We start from the raw sequence: 15342 nt of genomic DNA on the forward strand, positions 1-15342 counted from the left end.
CCGGAGAGCGCTCGCGCCGCACCCGCGAGGGCTGCGGCTCCTCGGGAGGGCGGGCGGTAGAGCGGGCGGGAGGGTGGGCAGGAGAACAGACACGATGGTGCCCACCGATCCCGGGCACGGCGACGTCCGGCATACGCTGAGCTCGTGCGTATCGCGAGATTCACCACCGGAGACGACCCCCGCTTCGCCCTCGTGCAGCAGGAGGGCGACAAGACCTTCCTCGCCGTGCTGGGCGGCGACCCCCTCTACATGCCGGCCATGCCGACCGGCGAGCGCATCGAGCTGGGCGACGGCGTCCGGCTGCTCGCCCCGGTGATCCCGCGCTCCAAGATCGTGTGCGTGGGCAAGAACTACGCCGACCACGCCAAGGAGATGGGCGGCGACGTCCCGACGACGCCGCTGCTGTTCTTCAAGCCGAACACCGCGGTGGTGGGCCCGGACGACCCGATCGTGCTGCCCGACTTCACGCAGGAGGTCTCCTACGAGGCCGAGCTGGCCGTCGTGATCTCCAAGGTCTGCAAGGACGTCACGCCGGAGAACGCGCCGTCGTACATCCTCGGCTACACCGTGGCCAACGACGTCACCGCACGGGACGCCCAGCGCACCGACGGGCAGTGGGCCCGTGCCAAGGGCTTCGACACCTCGTGCCCGCTCGGCCCGTGGATCGACACCGACCTGAACCCGGAGGACGTCGCCGTGCGCTCGCGCGTCAACGGCGAGCTGCGCCAGGACGGTCGCACCCGCGACATGGTGTTCGACGTGCCGTTCCTGGTCTCGTACATCTCCGAGGCGATGACGCTGCTGCCCGGCGACGTGATCCTCACCGGCACCCCCGCCGGCGTCGGCCGCATCGACCAGGGCGACCGCGTCGAGGTGGAGGTCGAGGGCGTCGGCGTCCTGGCCAACCCGGTGCTGCGGCGCCGCTGACGTGACGGTCGAGACGACGAACGACCCAGTGGGTGAGACAGCGGTCGACCCAGTGGGCGACACAGCGGTCGAGACAGCGGTCGGGACAGCGGTCGGGACGGCGAACAACCCGGTGTCCGGCTCCGGTATCGGACCGGGTGCCGACGCCGGCGATGTCCCTGTGCCCGGCGTCGTCCTGCACCGCGACGCCCTCGCGACCCTGCGTGCCTGGACCGGTGCGACGTCGGAGCAGGAGCGCCTGCGGGCGCGTTACGTCGCGCACCTTGAGGCCACCGGTGCTGCCGGAGCCACCGGAGCTACCGGGGAGGATGCCGCCGGTACGCCCGGTCACGGGGTGCTCCGCACCTCCGTCCCGGACCACCTGACGGCCTCGACCCTCGTGCTCTCGCACGACGGCGCGCGCGTGCTGCTCACCCTGCACGCCAAGGCCCGGCGCTGGTTCCAGCTCGGCGGGCACCTCGAGCCCGGGGACCGCACCCTGGCCAACGCCGCCGCCCGTGAGGCGCGCGAGGAGTCGGGCATCGCGGACCTCGTGGTCGACCCCGTCCCCGTGCACCTCGACGAGCACGTCGTGCCGTTCTGCCGACCCGGGACGGGCGACCCGGACCGCCCGGTGCACCACCTCGACGTGCGGTTCGTCGCGGTCGCGGGGCCCGACGCCGAGACCGCGCTGTCGGACGAGTCGCTGGCCCTGCGCTGGTGGCCCGCCGACGCACTGCCCGACCCCGAGCTGACCGAGCTGGTGCGCCTGGCCCGCGCCCGGACCAGCGCGGACCAGGTCAGCCCGGATCAGCCCGGCCGTGACCAGGCCAGCACGGACCAGGCCGGCACGGACGAGGCCGGCCCGGATCGTTCGGGCCCGGATGATGCTGGCCCGGGCCGGGCCGGTGGAGCATGATCGGACGATGATCATCAGGCGCTCCACGGCGCACGTCCGGCCCGGTCTGCTCGACGAGTTCCAGGCGTTCATCGAGGCGGGCACCGTGGAGTTCGCCGCGCTCGACGGCTTCGTGAGCGACGAGATCGTCGTCAGGCAGACCAGCTCGGGCCAGGACACGCTCACCTACGTGAGCCGCTGGCGGGACGCCGCGGCGCTCGCGGCGTACGCCGGTCCTCGCTGGCGCACCGAGCCCGTGGTGCTGGAGGACGAGGACCGGTTCCTCGTCGCACCGCTGGTGGTGCGGCACGTGGAGCTCCGGCGCGCGGTCCCGGAGGACGCCCCGGCGATCGCCGACGTCTGGCACGCCGCCTGGGGCGACGGGCACCGCGGGCTGGTCCCGGCCGCCCTGGAGGCGGCCCGGACGCGGGACTCGTTCGGACCGCGCGCCGCGTCCCGGGTGCCGGGCACGACGGTCGCCGTCGTGGACGACCCGGTTCTCGACGGCACCGCGATGGACGACCCAGCCGGCCCCGCCGACCCCGCCGGCCCCGCCGACCCCGCCGAGCCCGCGGCGTCGCGCATCGTCGGTTTCGTGACCGTCCGGGGCGAGGAGCTGGAGCAGCTGTTCGTGGCCGCGACCCACCGGGGCTCCGGGATCGCGGCCGAGCTGCTCTCGGCGGGTGAGGCCCGGATCGCGGCGGCCGGACACCCCGAGGCGTGGCTCGCCGTCGTGGCGGGCAACACGCGTGCCCGGCGGTTCTACGAGCGGGCGGGCTGGTCCGACGGCGGCCCGCTCGACTATCAGGCGGAGACCCCCGTGGGACCGGTGCCGGTCTCGACGCGGCGGTACCTGAGACGCCTGGCCACCGGTTCGTCCTTCCCGGGCCGTGTCGGCCGCGCGGGCCGCTGAGCGGCGGACATACGTGGCCGGCCCGGCGTCCGGCAAGCATCATGGGCCGGTGGACACTCTGCGACGCTCTCTCGCGCTGACTCCCGTGGCGTTCGGCGTCACCGCGGTCGTGCTCTTGTTCGTCTACGGGAGCAACGGCATCTCGTGGCGTGGGGCCGGCGAGGTCCTCCTGGGCGCGCTCGCGGTGACGGCCGCCGCCCTGGTGGTGATCCGTGTCGCGGCCGCGCTGCTCCGGCTCCTGGCGGTGCGCAACGACTGGGTCATCCTGGGCACGGCCGCGATCCTGGCCACCGTCGTGCTTGCGGTCTGCTATTTCTTCGTCGCCGCGTCCCTGTCGCCCGACGACGTGGGGTGGGAGCTCCTCTACGTCGTGGCGCCTGCCATCCTGTCGATCCCGGTGTGGCCCGGCTACGCGATCGCGCTCCTGATCCGTCGCTGGCGGGAGCGGACGTCCCGCCGTCGGCCCGGCTCCGCCGCCGGGGCGCGCAACGCCTAGGCTGTGGGCGTGACTTCCGTGACCGATACCCCCACCGACGGCGCGCCCGAGGGCGCCGCCGTGCGCGTCCGCTTCGCGCCGTCCCCGACCGGCATGTTCCACGTGGGCGGTGCCCGCTCCGCCCTGTTCAACTGGGCCGTGGCGAAGCAGCAGGGCGGCACGTTCGTGCTGCGCATCGAGGACACCGATGCCTCGCGCAACCAGCCCGAGTGGGTGGACGGCATCCTGTCGGCCATGGAGGCCCTCGGCATCCGCAAGGAGGACCCGGCCTTCGAGGGCCCGTACTTCCAGTCCGAGAACGCCGGGATCCAGAAGGACGCCGCCCAGCGGCTCTTCGCCGAGGGCAAGGCGTACTACTGCGACTGCACCCGCGACGCCCTGATCGCGCGCACCGGGAACCAGCAGACCGGCTACGACGGCTTCTGCCGCGACCGCGGCCTGGAGTACGCCGAGGGCCGCGCGCTGCGCTTCCGCACGCCGGACGAGGGCGAGACGCAGGTGGTCGACCTGATCCGCGGCAACCCGACGTTCCCGAACGCGAACCTCGAGGACTTCGTCATCGCGCGCGGCAACGGCTCGCCGGTGTTCCTGCTGGCCAACGTCGTGGACGACATCGACGAGAACATCACCCTCGTCATGCGCGCCGAGGAGCACCTGCCGAACACCCCCAAGCAGCAGCTGCTCTGGGAGGCCCTGGGCAAGACGCCGCCGCAGTGGGCCCACATGCCGGTGATCGTCAACGAGAAGCGGCAGAAGCTCTCCAAGCGCCGCGACAAGGTGGCGCTGGAGGACTACCTCGCCGAGGGCATCCTGCCCGACGCGATGGTCAACTACCTGATGCTGCTCGGCTGGGCGCCCGGCAACGACGAGGAGATCCTCCCGTTCGACGAGCTGGTGCGCCGGTTCCGCGTCGAGGACATCAACTCGTCGTCCGCGTTCTTCGACATCAAGAAGCTCACGGCGTTCAACGGCGAGTACATCCGCGCGCTGAGCGTCGAGGACTTCGCGGCGGCCTGCACGCCGTGGCTTCAGGCCCCGGCCGCGCCGTGGACGCCGGAGCAGTTCGACCAGAAGGTGTTCGACGCCGTCGCGCCGCTGGCCCACTCCCGGGTGGCGCTGCTGTCCGAGATCACGGCCAACGTCGACTTCCTCTTCCTGGACGCCCCGCTGGTGGACGAGGACTCCTGGAACAAGGCGATGAAGGCCGGCGCCGCCGAGCTGCTCGCCGACGTCCGCGAGGCCCTGGCCGCCGAGGAGTCCTGGACGGCCGAACCGCTCAAGGACATCGTCACCACGGTGGGCGAGAAGCACGGCATGAAGCTCGGCAAGGCGCAGGCCCCCGTCCGGGTGGCCGTGACCGGACGCCGGATCGGCCTGCCGCTGTTCGAGTCGCTCGAGGTGCTCGGCAAGGAGCGCACCCTCGAGCGTGTCGACGCCGCGCTGGCCCGCCTGGGTGCGGGTGCTGGCGCGGGTGCCGACACAGCCGGGGTGCCCGCCTCGGCGGAGTGAGCTCGTGGCGGGAGCTGGCGGCGGGAGCTCGCGGCGCCGTCTGCCGGACCGGTCTCGCGCGCTGGTCTCGCAGGTTGCCGGAGAGGTGATCCGCGAATGATCCGGCAGGCGGTCCGGCAGGTGGTCCGGGAAGCGGTCAGCGAAGTGGTCTAACGTGAGCGGCGTGACCGACGCCATGACACCTGACGCCGTGCCGCCCACGACCGACCCGACCGGAGCCGTTCCGCCCGAGACAGCGCAGCAGCCGATGCCGCAGTCCCCGACACCGGGGGCTGCGGCGTCGTCGTTCCCGGGGGAGGTGCGGTCGGGAGGACCGGGGGTGCCGGAGGTGCCAGGAGCGCCGGGCGCGCCGGTCCTCGCGGCGTCGTCGTCCGCACCGCGGGAGTACCCGCAGGCCCTGCGCGGCCCGTGGTTCCGGTGGTGGCGGCCGCTGCTCGGCCTGGTCGCGATCGCGGGATGCCTGGTCGTGTTCTTCGGGGCGATGCTGCTGTACCTGCTCCTGCTGGTCGTGGGGCAGCTGGCCGGCGTGGACCTCCCGGACCCGTCGTCGCTCACCGACGCGTGGTTCGTGTCGCCGTCGGGTCTGCTGGTGACGAACCTCGGCCTGGCGCTCGGTATCCCGGTCGCGATGGTCGCGACGTGGGCGCAGGCGCGGCGCGGTGGCCTCGTGTCGTCGGTGCTGGGCCGCGTGCGCTGGCGCCTGCTGCTCGGCGGGCTCGGGGTGTCGCTGCTGCTCCTGGTGCCGCTCACGCTGGGCAGCAGCATCCTGGTCTCCAGCCTCGGACTGGCCGGTGACGCCGCGCCGGGTGCCGACGACGCCAGCCTGTGGCCGCTCACGCCGGCCGCCGGCTGGGTGGCGCTGGCGCTCGTGATCCTGCTGACCACGCCGCTGCAGGCGGCCGGCGAGGAGTACTTCTTCCGCGGCTGGATGTCGCAGTGGATCGGCAGCCTGCTGCGGTGGCGCTGGCTCGCGGTGGTCGTGCCCGCCGTGGTGTCCGCGGTGCTGTTCGCGATGGCGCACGGCGCCCAGAGCCCGTGGCTGTTCGCCGACCGGCTGGTGTTCGGCCTGGTCGCGAGCCTGCTGGTGTGGCGAACCGGGGGACTGGAGGTAGCCGTCGCCCTGCACGCGGCCAACAACCTGCTGGCGTTCGGCCTCGCGATCGCCTACGACGGGCTCGCGGACTCGCTGCTGATCACCGAGGTGGCGCCTGCCGAGGGCGCGGCCAGCATCAGCACCACCCTGGTCACCACGGCGGTGCTGCTGTGGTGGGCGCACCGGCGCAGGCCGGCGCTGGTCGTACCGGAACCGGTTGAGATGGTGGAGACGGCCCCGATGAGCCCGACTTACCAGGCGGCCCCGGCGGCTCCGGCGTCGACGTCGGCGAGCGTCCCGGCGGCGACGGCCCCGATGGCTGGGACGGCGTCGGGTCCGGCATCGGACCCGGCCCCGATGGAGAAGACTGTGGTGGAGCGCGAACCTGCCAAGGGAGAGACGGCATGACGATGGACGGCATCCTGTTCGACGTCGACGACACCCTCGTCGACACCAAGGGCGCCTTCGCCCGGGCGCTGGAGGCGGTGCGGGCGGAGCACCTGCCGCACGTCCCGGCGGAGCGTGACCCGGAGATCCTGTCCCACTGGCGCACGGACCCGGGCGGCTTCTACAGCCGCTACACGCGCGGCGAGATGGACCACGTGACGCAGCGTCGGCACCGGGCGGCGCTGCTGCACGAGACGTTCGGCGCCGCGCCCGTGACGGAGAAGTCCTTCGAGGCGTGGGACGCGCTGTTCTGGGGCACGTTCGAGCGCTCGTGGACCGCGCACGACGACGCCCGCGCCGCCATCGACGCCGTCGTCGCCGCGGGGCTGAGCGTCGGCGTCGTGACGAACGCCGCCACGGAGCTGCAGGAGCGCAAGCTGAAGATGGCCGGGCTCGGCGACCTGCCGGTGCTGGTCGGGGTGGACACCCTGGGCTTCGGCAAGCCGGACCCCCGCGTGTTCCTCGAGGGGGCGCGCAGGCTGGGCACCGAGCCGTCCCGGACGGCGTACGTGGGCGACGAGCCCACCGTCGACGCGCTGGCGGCGCACCAGGCGAGCCTGACGGGTGTCTGGCTGGACCGCGCGGGCCACCGCCGGGGCCCGGGCTACGGCGCGCACGCCCAGCACGGCGTTGCGCTGCCGGGTGCTGCGGAACCCAAGGCCGGCGAGTCGAATGCCGGCGGGCCGAAGGCTGCTGAGCCGAACGCCGCTGAGCCGAATGCTGCTGAGCGCAACGCCGCTGAGCCGAACGCCGCGCAGCGTGCGGCCCTGGCCGGCGACCCGCAGGATCCCGAGGCGTTGCGGGCGGCGGGAGTCATGGTGATCGAGACGCTGGCCCAGCTCCCGGCCGCTCTCGGGTACGACACGGGGCGCCGAAACTGACCCGATTCGACCCGCGTGACGGACGGCACGCCCATTCCGTTTTGCCCACCGTCCGAGGTCAGGTAATGTTCTCCAGCGGTAGGACCCCCACGGAACACCAGTCGGAGACAGGTGTGTCCAGGAGGTCATACCCCCATGGGGTATGGTGTAATTGGCAGCACGAGTGGTTCTGGTCCACTTAGTCTAGGTTCGAGTCCTGGTACCCCAGCGCAGAGCACTGCGCATCCTCGCTGACGCAGGTCAGGTGCAGGGTGCGCTATCGTTCTCACGGTGCCGGTCCGTAACCGGTAGTTCAGGCCCCCATCGTCTAGCGGCCTAGGACGCCGCCCTCTCACGGCGGTAACGCGGGTTCAAATCCCGCTGGGGGTACGCAGTCCACCAGCTTCGGCTGTCGGATGTTCAAGGCCCCCATCGTCTAGCGGCCTAGGACGCCGCCCTCTCACGGCGGTAACGCGGGTTCAAATCCCGCTGGGGGTACAGCGAGAAAGGCCCGGTCCACACGGACCGGGCCTTTCGCCGTCCCGGGGTGCCTGCGGCCTGGCTCGGCTCCGGGCACCTGCCGCCCGTGTCGAGCGCCGACGGTCGAACGTAGATTTCGTCGCCCTCTCGGCTCTCTTGGGGCGACTGACCCTACGTTCACTTCAGGCGCCGAGGTTGGTCAGGCGCCGAGGTCGGTCTGCCGCTCGAGTCGCATCGGTGCTGGTCGACGGCGGTGTTCCGCCGGCGGCCGGGTTCATCTCGCGCCGGCGTGCGACGTTACTCGCGCCGAGTGCTGGCCGATCGTGCGTGTGCTGGCGGCCTGCGACTCGGCGTGCTGTCTGCCCGGTGCGGGGCGGCGCCGGGCAGGCCGGTCAGCGGATCTTCGGGTCCTTGCCGCCCTCGATGAACGGGCTCGGCAGGGAGTCGGAGCCGTCGGTCGCCGACGTCGGCCCGCCGGGGACGTGATCGCCGCCCTTGCCGCCGCTGGTCCGGCCGGGCAGGTTCCCGCCGCCCGTCGACGACGCCGCGGCACTGCCCGTCGGGGACCAGCCGACTCGGGCGGGCTGATCGCCGTCCGCGCCCGCACCGGCCCGGCCAGCGCTCTGACCTGCCCCGGGCTGATCGGGGCCGTTGGTCGCGCCGCCGGAGACCACCGCACCGGGCGCCGCCTCGTCGTACCCGGCCTGGTCGTAGCCAGGCCGGTCGTAGCCGGCCCGGCCGTACCCGGCTCGTTCGTAGCTCGCGCCGTACCCGGCTCGTTCGTAGCTCCCGCCTGAGCCGACGCCGTCCGAGCCGACTCCACCCGAGCCGGCACTGTCCGACCCGGTGCCTGCCGAACCGCCGGACGCGCCGCCCACGACGGCCCCGCCCGAACCGACCCCGCCCGAGCCCGTCTGGTCGCGCAGGTGCGTTACCTCGATGCGCTGCGTCGGGGGATTGCTGCGCCGTCCGATCCGCGGCATCAGGGCTGGCGGGGCGGCGGGCGGCGGGGTCTCCGCCGGCGCGACGACCTGCGGCCGGCCGGCGGGGCCGGACTGGGCGGCGGCCTCGGCGTCGGCGGCGTCGGGGTGGAAGAGCGTCGCGATGATGAGGCGGTACCGGGAGTCCGGGCGGGGGACCCACGTGATGCGGTCGAGCGCCTGGTCCTGCCCTGCGGTCTCGAAGATGAAGGTGCCGTACCCGAGCACCTGGCCCATCGGGGTGCGCTCGTACCCGAGGTCGGTGACCTTCTCGGACGGCATCATCGCCACCCGGTGCACCAGGAACCCCGTGAGCAGGATCAGCCTGCGGTCGGTCATGACGAACCACTCGGCCCGCCAGTCCAGCCACTTCCAGAGCAGGCGCGCGCCGAGCACCAGGAACGGCAGCCACACCCACGCGAGCTGGTCGCGGACGTTCGGGTCCACGGCGACGAGGATCGCCAGGCCCAGGGCGAACGCGCCGGTCGTCGTGAGGATCGGCTCCCACAGCCTGGCCCAGTGCCGGCGTGTGGCGATCACGATCTTCTCGTCCGCGAGGATGTACCGCTGCAGGGCGCGATTGCGGATCACGAAGTCCGCTGTTGCGCTCATGCGGGTCTCCCCGGTGCGTTCGGAATGGTCCTGTCCGGAACGGCCCTGTGTGTCACAGGCCTGCCGGGACTGCTCCTGACAGGGATGTTCCTGGTGACGGGTGTGCTCGACGTCGCCGAGTCCCGCCCGCCGACCCTACGTCGTCAGCGGCCGATGGACCCGGTGAAGAGCTCCTCGAAGAACGTGCCGATGTTCGCGATGGCACCCCAGATGACGTCCCAGAGGGCGAGCACGACGTCGGCGGATCGCTCGGGGTCGTTGATGACCGAGTAGAGCAGGAAGATCACCACGACCCAGATGATGATGAGTCTCACCTTTGGCGGCATCAGATTCCTCCGACGTTGGTGCGCACGCACCGGGTGTGCGCACGTCGCGGACGAGACTACTGACACCACCCCGACCTGGGGAATGACCTGGCCCGGCGTGGCGGGCCAACACTCACGGACCGCTCACCGGGCGCACACCGGGTGAGCACGGCCAGCCGCAGCAGCACGCGGGGGAGCCCGGCGAGATCTCCTGGATCTCGCCGGGCCCGCGCCCCGCCGAATCGTTACTTGCCCAGCTGTTCGTGCCAGGCTGCTATTGCCGGACCGTTACTCGCCGGACCGGTGCAGCACCTCGGTGAGCTTGTTCGCCGCGGCGACGACGGCGGCCGAGTGCAGCCGGCCGGGCTGGCGCGACAGCCGCTCCACCGGACCGGAGACGCTGACGGCGGCGACGACGCGCCCCGACGGCCCGCGCACCGGCGCCGAGACGGATGCCACACCGAGCTCACGTTCCGAGACGGACTGGGCCCACCCGCGGCGTCGGACGCCGGAGAGGATCGTGGCTGTGAAGGTCGCGTCCCGGAGGCCGCGGTGGAGGCGGTCCGGCTCCTCCCAGGCGAGCAGGACATGGGCCGCGGAGCCCGCGCTCATGCTGAGCGTGGCGCCCACGGGGATCGAGTCGCGCAGGCCTACCGGGCGTTCGGCGGCGGCTACGCACACACGGTGGTCGCCCTGCCGGCGGTAGAGCTGCGCGCTCTCGCCCGTGTGGTCGCGCAGCGCGATGAGCACCGGGTTCGCTGCCGCCAGGAGGCGGTCCTCACCGGCGGCCGTGGCCAGCTCGTTGAGGCGCGGGCCCAGCACGAACCGTCCCTGCATGTCCCGTGCCACCAGGCGGTGATGCTCCAGAGCCACCGCCAGGCGGTGCGCCGTCGGGCGAGCCAGGCCGGTGGAGGAGACGAGCTGCGCCAGGGTGGCCGGGCCGGCCTCGAGTGCCCCGAGGACGGACGCTGCCTTGTCCAAGACGCCGACTCCGCTAGTATCGTCCATACCGCGATATTGCCGTCTCGGAACGTGAGATTGCAAGTCGAGGCCCAAAGTTGTTCCGAGTTGTTCCCCAAGTTGTTCCCCCAAGTTGTTCCACACAGTTGTTTCTGACAGAGGTAGTTTTGACAGGGAGGCGAACCGCAATGGCCGGCACGCTGGCGGAGAAGGTCTGGGAAGCGCACCTGGTGCGTCGAGGCGAGGACGGCTCGCCTGATCTTCTCTACATCGACCTGCACCTGGTCCACGAGGTCACGAGCCCGCAGGCGTTCGAAGGACTGCGCCTTGCCGGACGGCAGGTGCGGCGACCCGACCTGACGATCGCGACCGAGGACCACAACACCCCCACGCTCGACATCGACCGGCCGATCGCCGATCTGACGAGCCGCACCCAGATCGACACGCTGCGCGCCAACGCCAAGGAGTTCGGCGTCCGGCTGCACAGCCTCGGTGACGCGGACCAGGGCATCGTCCACCAGGTGGGACCCCAGCTCGGGCTGACGATGCCGGGCCTCACCGTCGTGTGCGGCGACTCGCACACGTCCACGCACGGCGCGTTCGGCGCGCTCGCGTTCGGCATCGGCACGTCCGAGGTGGAGCACGTGCTCGCCACCCAGACGCTGCCGCTCGCGCCGTTCAAGACCATGGCGATCACGGTCAACGGCGCGCTGCCCGCGGGCGCGACGTCCAAGGACATCATCCTGGCGATCATCGCCAAGATCGGCACCGGCGGCGGCCAGGGCTACGTGCTCGAGTACCGCGGCGAGGCCATCCGGGCGCTGTCCATGGAAGCGCGCATGACCATCTGCAACATGTCGATCGAGGCCGGCGCCCGCGCCGGCATGATCGCGCCGGACGAGACCACGTTCGAGTACCTCAAGGGCCGCCCGCACGCTCCCGAGGGCGCGGACTGGGACGAGGCCGTCGAGTACTGGAAGACCCTGCGGTCCGACGACGACGCGCAGTACGACGCCGAGGTCGTCCTCGAGGCGGCCGACCTGGAGCCGTTCGTCACCTGGGGTACCAACCCGGGCCAGGGCCTGCCCCTGTCGGCGTCGGTTCCCGTCCCGGCGGACATCGCCGACGAGGGGGAGCGCGAGACCGCGGCCAAGGCGCTGGAGTACATGGGCCTGACCGCCGGTACGCCGCTGCGCGACATCAAGGTCGACACCGTGTTCATCGGGTCCTGCACCAACGGGCGCATCGAGGACCTGCGGTCCGTGGCCAAGGTCGTCAAGGGCAAGGAGAAGGCCTCGGACGTCCGGGTGCTCGTCGTCCCGTCGTCGGCCCGCGTGCGCCTGCAGGCCGAGGCCGAGGGCCTGGACGTGATCTTCAAGGAGTTCGGCGCCGAGTGGCGCAACGCCGGCTGCTCCATGTGCCTGGGCATGAACCCGGACCAGCTCGCGCCGGGGGAGCGGTCGGCCTCGACGTCGAACCGCAACTTCGAGGGTCGGCAGGGCAAGGGCGGTCGTACCCACCTGGTGTCGCCGCTCGTCGCGGCCGCCACGGCGATCCGGGGCACGCTCTCCAGCGTCAGCGACCTGGACCTGCCGTTCGACATCGACATCACCACGTTCGACGGCACGCCGCTCGACGGCGTCGGTGCCTCGCCGCTGGGTGAGTCCGTCGTCGTCGACCTGCCCATCCCCGTCGCCGGCCAGCCCGCGCTGCGCTGAGAGGAGCACTGACCATGGAGAAGTTCACCACCCACACCGGAGTCGGCGTCCCGCTGCGGCGCAGCAACGTCGACACCGACCAGATCATCCCCGCCGTGTACCTCAAGCGGGTCACGCGCACCGGGTTCGAGGACGCGCTGTTCGCGGCGTGGCGGGGCGACTCGTCGTTCGTCCTGAACCAGGAGGCGTACTCCGCGGGGTCCGTGCTCGTGGCCGGGCCGGACTTCGGTACGGGCTCGTCGCGCGAGCACGCCGTCTGGGCGCTCAAGGACTACGGCTTCCGCGTCGTGCTGTCCTCGCGGTTCGCCGACATCTTCCGCGGCAACTCGGGCAAGCAGGGCCTCGTGGCGGGCGTCGTCTCGCCCGAGGACATCGAGATCCTGTGGAAGATCCTGGAGACCAAGCCGGGCACCGAGGTGACCGTCGACCTGGAGGCCAGGACCGCCACGGCCGACGACGTCACGGTGCCGTTCCAGATCGACGACTACACGCGCTGGCGGCTCATGGAGGGGCTCGACGACATCGGGCTCACCCTCCAGGAGGCCGACAAGATCACCGCGTTCGAGGAGACCCGGGCGTCGTGGCGCCCGAAGACCCTGCCGGCCCGGCACCTGCCGGCCGTCGAGATCGAGGCGGCCCGCCCGGTCTGACGCACCGCTCGCGCCCCTCTTGTGGTCAGGATCCTGGCCGCAGGAGGGGCGCGACCGCGTCCGCGACGTACGGGGCCAGCGTTCCCGCGAAGGTGTCCGTCAGGTGGTCGGCGTCCCGGTAGACGGTGACGCCGCCGATCACCGGCCGGCACTCCCGGGCGTCGCAGTAGACGTCCGTGAAGTCGACCAGGACGACGTCGGGCCGGTGCAGCCGCTCGACGGCGCCCCGCTGCGGGTCGAAGGCGCTGGTCGCGACGGAGCGCGGGACGCGGCAGGCGGTGGCGACGTCGAGGCCGGTGCCGGCGGCCGTGTCGTTGCCGGCGGCTGTGTGGTTGCCGGCGGCCGTGTCGTTGTCGGCGGCTGCGTCGGACGTGGTCAGACACTCGATCACCTCCGGGTCGGCCCGGGGCACGTCGGCGACGGCGGCCACCGGTGTCCCGTCGTCGGCGAGCCGCGCCCACAAGCCCGCCAGTCCCTCCTCGGCCCATGTCTCCTGGTCGTTGTCCGAACCGGGCGGCAGTGCCCAGTCGACGCCGCTCATCTGCGAGGTGACGACGAGGTCGTAGTCGCCGTCGGCCAGCAGCCGCTCCGTACGGTCGACCCACTCGGCGCACGTCGCGGTCAGGACGTCGTCCTGCACCCGCCCCGCGTCTGAGAACGGGCAGCCCGCCTTGACGAAGATGTCCAGGGCCCAGCCGTTCGCCTTGGCCGCGCCCACCAGGGCGCTCGCGTAGTGCGCCGCGTGGGAGTCGCCCACCAGGGCGATCCGGACGCCGCTGCGGCGGTCGCCGCGCTCGCACGCGATCGGCTCGGCCTCCTCGCGGCCGGTGGTCGAGCACATGTCCGCGCCCAGCGTGAACGGTGCGGGCAGGTCCTCGGCGGCCGCCTCCGGGGCCGGCACGGGGTTCGGCACGGAGCTCGCCACGGAGTTCGCCACGGAGTTCGGCACGGAGTTCGGCACGGGGTTCGGCACGGAGTTCGGCACCACAGGCGGCACCAAGGTCGGCGCCGGTATCGCCGCAGGGCCTGCTGCGGGGGACGCTGCCGGGGCCGCGGCGGCCGCGGCCGGGTCCCCGCCCTGGTCCTGCTCCCGGTCCGCACAGGGCTCGCCGCCCGGAGGCCGGGCCGCGGCGCCGAAGCACTCGGCGCCGGCCCTGTCCTCGGCGGCGTCCTCGGCGACGGCGAGCTCGCTCCGGATGTGCTCCTGCGCCGAGTGCACCCCGGTGAAGGCCACCGCGACGACGACGGTGCCGACCGCCGCGGCGGCCGCGAACGTGCCCCAGGGCCGGAACGAGCCGCGGTGCCGGAGCACCGGCAGCTCGACCCAGCGCCGGGTGGCCCAGGCCAGGAGCAGCGTGGCGAGCAGGATCGCGAGCTTGTCGCCGGTGCGCAGGTCGTGCCCCGTGGCGTAGGGGACCAGCACGACCAGGGGCCAGTGCCACAGGTAGACCGCGTAGGACACGTCGCCCAGGAACCGCACCGGGGACGACCTGGCGAGGCGGCTGGCGAGGCGGCTGGTGAGACTTTCGGGGGACCGCTCGGTCGCCCCCGCCCAGATCACCAGGACGGCGCCGAGCACGGGCAGCGCGGCCCAGGCCCCGGGGAACGGCGTCGCGTCCGTGAGGACGACGGCCGCGACGCCGATCAGGGCCAGGCCCGCCCAGGCGGCGATCCCGGGCAGGACGGGGGAGCGGTCGGTCGGTCTGGACGGCTGGCCCGGTTGGCCCGGCTGGCCCGGCTGGCGCGGCTGGCCCGGCTGGCGCGGCTGGCGCTGCCGGGACGACAGCGACGGCGCGAACGCCAGCAGGGCACCGGCGCCGAACTCCCAGGCCCGCGTCGGCGTGACGAAGTACGCGTACGCCTGGTCGGCGTCCGTCCAGAGCACCGAGATGACCAGGGACGTGACCACGACCAGGGCCAGCATCCCGGCCACGACCGCCCGCCACCCGGCCCCGTGGCGGGCGTGGCCGGTGTACCGGGGGCCGGAGCGGAGCCACCGGTTGACGACGAGGCACCCGCCGATCAGCAACGGCCAGACCAGGTAGAGCTGTGCCTCGGCCGAGAGCGACCAGTAGTGCCGCACGGGCGACGCCAGGTCGCCCGCCGCGAGGTAGTCCACGGCGGCGTCGGCCAGCACCCAGTTCTGGACGGACAGCCCGGAGGCCGCGATCTCGCGGAACCACTGCTCCCGGTGCTGCACCGGGACCAGCACGCGGACGCCCACCGCCGTCGCCCCGAGCACGAGCACCGACGCGGGCAGGAGCCGCAGGATCCGTCGCGACCAGAACTCGGCGACCGAGAACCGGCCGGCGTCCACGTCGCGCGCGATGTGTGACGTGATCAGGACACCCGAGACCACGAAGAACACGTCGACGCCCACGTAACCGCCCGGGACCCGGTCGGGCCACAGGTGGAAGAGCAGGACCGCCACCACGGCCACGGCCCGCAGCGCCTGGATGTCGGCACGCGAGGGCAGGGTCGGGGTGGATCGGCGCTCGTCGGGCACGTCGGATCT

Annotated in this window: 13 protein-coding genes and 3 tRNA genes; 12 read left to right on the forward strand and 4 right to left on the reverse strand. The window is 72.7% G+C overall.

Annotated elements, in window-relative coordinates; all coding sequences use genetic code 11:
- Positions 1 to 144: 144 nt before the first annotated feature.
- The 10 genes from H291_RS0104040 (at position 145) to H291_RS0104085 (ending at position 7620) form a co-directional block, all read left to right on the forward strand.
- Positions 145 to 927 carry a fumarylacetoacetate hydrolase family protein gene (locus H291_RS0104040; protein WP_020013697.1) on the forward strand — a complete coding sequence of 261 codons (783 nt, stop codon included), beginning with the start codon at positions 145 to 147 and terminating at the stop codon, positions 925 to 927.
- A 28-nt stretch (positions 928 to 955) separates the two neighbouring features.
- Positions 956 to 1825, forward strand: coding sequence for an NUDIX hydrolase (locus H291_RS28575; RefSeq protein ID WP_232215986.1), 870 nt, complete (start codon positions 956 to 958; stop codon positions 1823 to 1825).
- A gap of 7 nt (positions 1826 to 1832) precedes the next feature.
- Positions 1833 to 2717 carry a GNAT family N-acetyltransferase gene (locus H291_RS34765; protein WP_084468041.1) on the forward strand — a complete coding sequence of 295 codons (885 nt, stop codon included), beginning with the start codon at positions 1833 to 1835 and terminating at the stop codon, positions 2715 to 2717.
- Between the two features lie 49 nt (positions 2718 to 2766).
- On the forward strand, positions 2767 to 3213 hold the full coding sequence (locus tag H291_RS0104055) for a hypothetical protein (RefSeq protein ID WP_157236708.1): 447 nt from the start codon (positions 2767 to 2769) through the stop codon (positions 3211 to 3213).
- Positions 3214 to 3222: 9 nt separating this feature from the next.
- A complete protein-coding gene (gene gltX, locus H291_RS28585) occupies positions 3223 to 4722 on the forward strand; it encodes a glutamate--tRNA ligase (RefSeq protein WP_232215987.1) in 1500 nt (499 codons plus the stop codon).
- Positions 4723 to 4885: 163 nt separating this feature from the next.
- Complete coding sequence (locus H291_RS28590; RefSeq protein ID WP_157236709.1) at positions 4886 to 6223, forward strand: CPBP family intramembrane glutamic endopeptidase; 1338 nt, start codon at positions 4886 to 4888, stop codon at positions 6221 to 6223.
- Positions 6220 to 7143 (forward strand): HAD family hydrolase, encoded by a 924-nt coding sequence (locus tag H291_RS28595; protein WP_020013703.1) that lies wholly within the window; start codon positions 6220 to 6222, stop codon positions 7141 to 7143. The genes H291_RS28590 and H291_RS28595 overlap by 4 nt, the downstream gene beginning before the upstream one ends.
- A 136-nt stretch (positions 7144 to 7279) precedes the next feature.
- A tRNA-Gln gene (locus H291_RS0104075) sits at positions 7280 to 7351 on the forward strand.
- An 88-nt stretch (positions 7352 to 7439) separates the two neighbouring features.
- Positions 7440 to 7512 (forward strand) — tRNA-Glu (locus tag H291_RS0104080).
- 35 nt (positions 7513 to 7547) lie between these two features.
- Positions 7548 to 7620: transfer RNA gene (locus H291_RS0104085), tRNA-Glu, on the forward strand.
- Positions 7621 to 7994: 374 nt separating this feature from the next.
- On the opposite strand, the gene H291_RS32240 is transcribed toward H291_RS0104085, so the two are convergent.
- From H291_RS32240 to H291_RS0104100, 3 genes are all read right to left on the reverse strand, one after another.
- On the reverse strand, positions 7995 to 9194 hold the full coding sequence (locus tag H291_RS32240; RefSeq protein WP_020013704.1) for a PH domain-containing protein: 1200 nt from the start codon (positions 9192 to 9194) through the stop codon (positions 7995 to 7997).
- Between the two features lie 143 nt (positions 9195 to 9337).
- Positions 9338 to 9508, reverse strand: a complete 171-nt coding sequence (locus tag H291_RS33640) for a hypothetical protein (protein WP_020013705.1) — start codon at positions 9506 to 9508, stop codon at positions 9338 to 9340.
- Between the two features lie 279 nt (positions 9509 to 9787).
- The gene (locus H291_RS0104100) at positions 9788 to 10507 is read right to left on the reverse strand and encodes an IclR family transcriptional regulator (protein ID WP_026365378.1); all 720 of its coding nucleotides are present in this window, start codon (positions 10505 to 10507) and stop codon (positions 9788 to 9790) included.
- A 140-nt stretch (positions 10508 to 10647) separates the two neighbouring features.
- Between H291_RS0104100 and leuC the strand changes: the two genes are divergently transcribed.
- Together leuC and leuD are read left to right on the forward strand one after the other, a co-directional pair.
- Positions 10648 to 12177, forward strand: a complete 1530-nt coding sequence (gene leuC, locus H291_RS28605) for a 3-isopropylmalate dehydratase large subunit (protein WP_020013707.1) — start codon at positions 10648 to 10650, stop codon at positions 12175 to 12177.
- A gap of 14 nt (positions 12178 to 12191) precedes the next feature.
- A complete protein-coding gene (leuD, locus tag H291_RS0104110; RefSeq protein WP_020013708.1) occupies positions 12192 to 12827 on the forward strand; it encodes a 3-isopropylmalate dehydratase small subunit in 636 nt (211 codons plus the stop codon).
- Between the two features lie 25 nt (positions 12828 to 12852).
- Here the strand turns inward: leuD and H291_RS0104115 are convergent, their stop codons facing one another.
- Positions 12853 to 15333: an acyltransferase family protein gene (locus H291_RS0104115; RefSeq protein ID WP_020013709.1), complete on the reverse strand. Its 2481-nt coding sequence runs from the start codon at positions 15331 to 15333 to the stop codon at positions 12853 to 12855.
- Positions 15334 to 15342: the final 9 nt, after the last annotated feature.

Source organism: Promicromonospora sukumoe 327MFSha3.1, from assembly GCF_000385135.1.
Classification (GTDB): domain Bacteria; phylum Actinomycetota; class Actinomycetes; order Actinomycetales; family Cellulomonadaceae; genus Promicromonospora; species Promicromonospora sukumoe_B.